The sequence below is a fragment of the uncultured Oscillibacter sp. genome (genome assembly GCF_910584465.1).
Taxonomy (GTDB): Bacteria; Bacillota; Clostridia; order Oscillospirales; family Oscillospiraceae; genus Oscillibacter.
Map to the genome: position 1 here is coordinate 1 of NZ_CAJUBK010000122.1, position 2,794 is coordinate 2,794.

General features: G+C 61.5%; 1 protein-coding gene. It reads right to left on the minus strand.

Features of this window, described 5'->3' with window-relative positions:
- Positions 1 to 2,794: MBG domain-containing protein (locus QZ332_RS13425; RefSeq protein WP_295766361.1), on the minus strand; the 2,794-nt coding region annotated here is incomplete at both ends.

A 2,794-nucleotide genomic window follows, 5' to 3' on the forward strand; every position in this document is an offset into this window, starting at 1 on the left:
CGTCACCCTTGCCGGGGTAGCGGATCAGGATTTCCTTTCCAGCCAGATCGGACACGTCCATGGGGCTGGTGCAGGGTTTCCAGGTCTTGCCGCCGTCTGTGGAATACTCCATATCGGGGGTGGTGTTCAGCGTCTCACCGTTGGGGTCAAAGACCAGAACGGGAGCGCCGGGATGATTGGAGATCACCACGGTAATGGTCCGGCTGGCAAAGTCGTTCTTGGTGGCGGGGAATCGGAACAGGACCGTTTTGCCCAGGTAGTCGGAAGTGTTCAGCGGCTTGGAGAGGACGGTCCAGGTCTTGCCGTTGTCGGTAGAGAACTCCACGCCCTTGTCGGAGCTGACAGTCTGCGCCTTGCTGTCCACTTCCACCCTGGGAGCCTCGCGGCGGGCGGGAATGGTGACGGTTACACCGCTGCTGGGGAAGGAATCATCATTGCCATGATTGCGGATGATGATGGTCTGCCCGGTCATGCCGGACACATCCAGGGGCTTGGTGCAGGGGTTCCAGGTCAAACCGCCATCGGTGGAGTAGTCCATATCCTCGGTGGTGTTCACCGTCTCGGTGATCGTGTCCAGAGTAACGGAGGGATTCTCCGTCCGGTTGGGAATCCGCAGCTCGGTCGGCTCACTGGCAAACTTGTCCTCCGTTGCCGCCTCCCGGACGAGGATGGTCTGGCCGGTCAGGTTGGAAACATCCATGTTGGGATCACACTTGGTCCAGGTCTTACCGCCGTCTGTGGAATACTCCATGTCAGCGGTGGTGTTGACTGTCTGCTTGTCCCGGTCAATGGTCAGATCGGGCTTCGCGCCCTTCTCCGGGATCTTCACCAGCACAGGCAGACTGGCGAAATGCTCAGAATCGTACTTTTCCCGGACAGCCAACTCCTTACCGTAAAAGCTGGACACATCCAGCCCATCAGCGGGAACAGCAGTCCAGCCGTTTTCCGTCCGGTACTCCGGCGCGGTGCCGGAGACGGTCAGCCGCTCGGCCACACGGTCAAGGTCGGCGGCGGGCGCGGCGTTCCGGGAGGGGACGATCACGGTAGCATTGTTGCTGGCGGGCTTGGTGCCGTCACAGGCATAGCGCACCAGCAGCGTGGCGTTGGTCAGCTCGGACAGGTCCATGTTGTCCAGGCAGGGAATCCAGCTTGCGCCGTTGTCCTTGGAATACTCCATAGCAGAGGTAGCGTCCATGCGCTCGGTAGCGTTGTCAATGGTCAGCGCGGGGGCCTCACCCCGGACGGGGACGGTCACAGTGGTGGGGTCGCTCTTAAAGGAATCGTCCGTAGCGGCGATCCGCACCAGCAGCGTCTCGCCCTGCCGGTCCTCCACATTCTGCTGATCGGTGCAGGGTTTCCAGGTTTCGCCGCCATCATCGGAATACTCCATATCCCCGGTGGTGTTCATGGTAAAGTCGAAGGGATTCACCTTCACATCCGGGGCGGCGGGACGCTCCGGCAGGACCTCCATAACCACGGGGCCGGGGTTGCCGGTGCCATCGTCCACCAGGCGAATATAGAGGGTGGTGCCGGGGGTCACAGCGGAGCCACTGGACAGATCATCGGTCAGGGTATAGTCCTCACCAACCTCCACCACATCGGGGTCAAAGGTAATGATCTCCTTCCGGTAGTCGATTTTATAATTCAGCCCGGTATCGGCCACGGTCCGGCCCTCCACGCTCTGGCTGTCAGAGGCGGTGAGGTTGTCCGTCTCCTTCATCCGCTGGGTGAAGGTGTAGGCGGTGTCGGGGGTCAGGCCGGTGAACTTGGGGCTGTCCTGCCAAGTCTCGCCGCCATCAATGCTGTACTCCGCGCCGGGCACGGGGTTCAGCGCGATAGTGGTAGTCGTGCGGCGGGCAATGGTGGGAGCGACAGCCATGGTCTGCGGGGCCTTGGAAATAGTCATATCCGCATAGACCTGTTCGGCGCTCAGATCGTAGGTGTCCTCGGCTACCAGATAGAACCGCACCTTATAGGTGCCAGCATCCACAGGGGCCTCGGAGGTTTCATAGGGCTTGCCGCTGGCGAGAGTGCCAACGTACATAATGCTGACGCTCCTGATGCCCTCCATGCTGGTCAGCAGATCAGTATAGGGGTACGGCTGGCGGTTTCCGTTGTAAACGGTACTGTAATCGGGCATATCCGCATCCAAGATGTTCACCGGGGTGTCGGTGGTCCTGCCGGAGACGGGCCGGGTGCCGGAGGCGGTATGATTCTCGTTCTCGGCCATGCGGACCAGGATCGTGTAGCTCTTGTCAGCCTCCAGCCCGCTGAAGGTATTGCCGGTCTGCCATGTAGCACCGCCGTCAATACTGTACTCCGCGCCGGGAATGGCGGAGACGGTCAGGGAGTGGGCGCTGCTGCTCTCCAGGGAGGCCATGGGCGTGTCCTGCCCCGCCTTACGGATGGTCAGAGTTGCGGTGTAGTTACCAGCAGCCAGGGTGTGGTTTGCATCGGGGGAGAAAATAGCCGTCACATGATAAACTCCGGCATTGGTGGGCGCGGTGGTGCTTTCCACGCCGTCCGCGCCGGTGTAGGTCAGCGCAACGGAGGCGATGCCCTCAATGCCATCGGCCCCGTGGTAACGCTGGGGAACGCCGGTGTAGGTGACAGTTTCATCCTTCAGCACAGGCCGGATAGTCCCGGCCTCGCCGCTGGCGCGGGTGATGTGCAGCACCGGGGCGGGCAGGGTTTCGGGCAGCTTGTACCCCTCCGCCGCCACAAAGTCGATGTTGACCTCATAATCGCCCACGGTGACGGGCGGGGTGGCAATGCCGTCATAGCCGGTGATGGT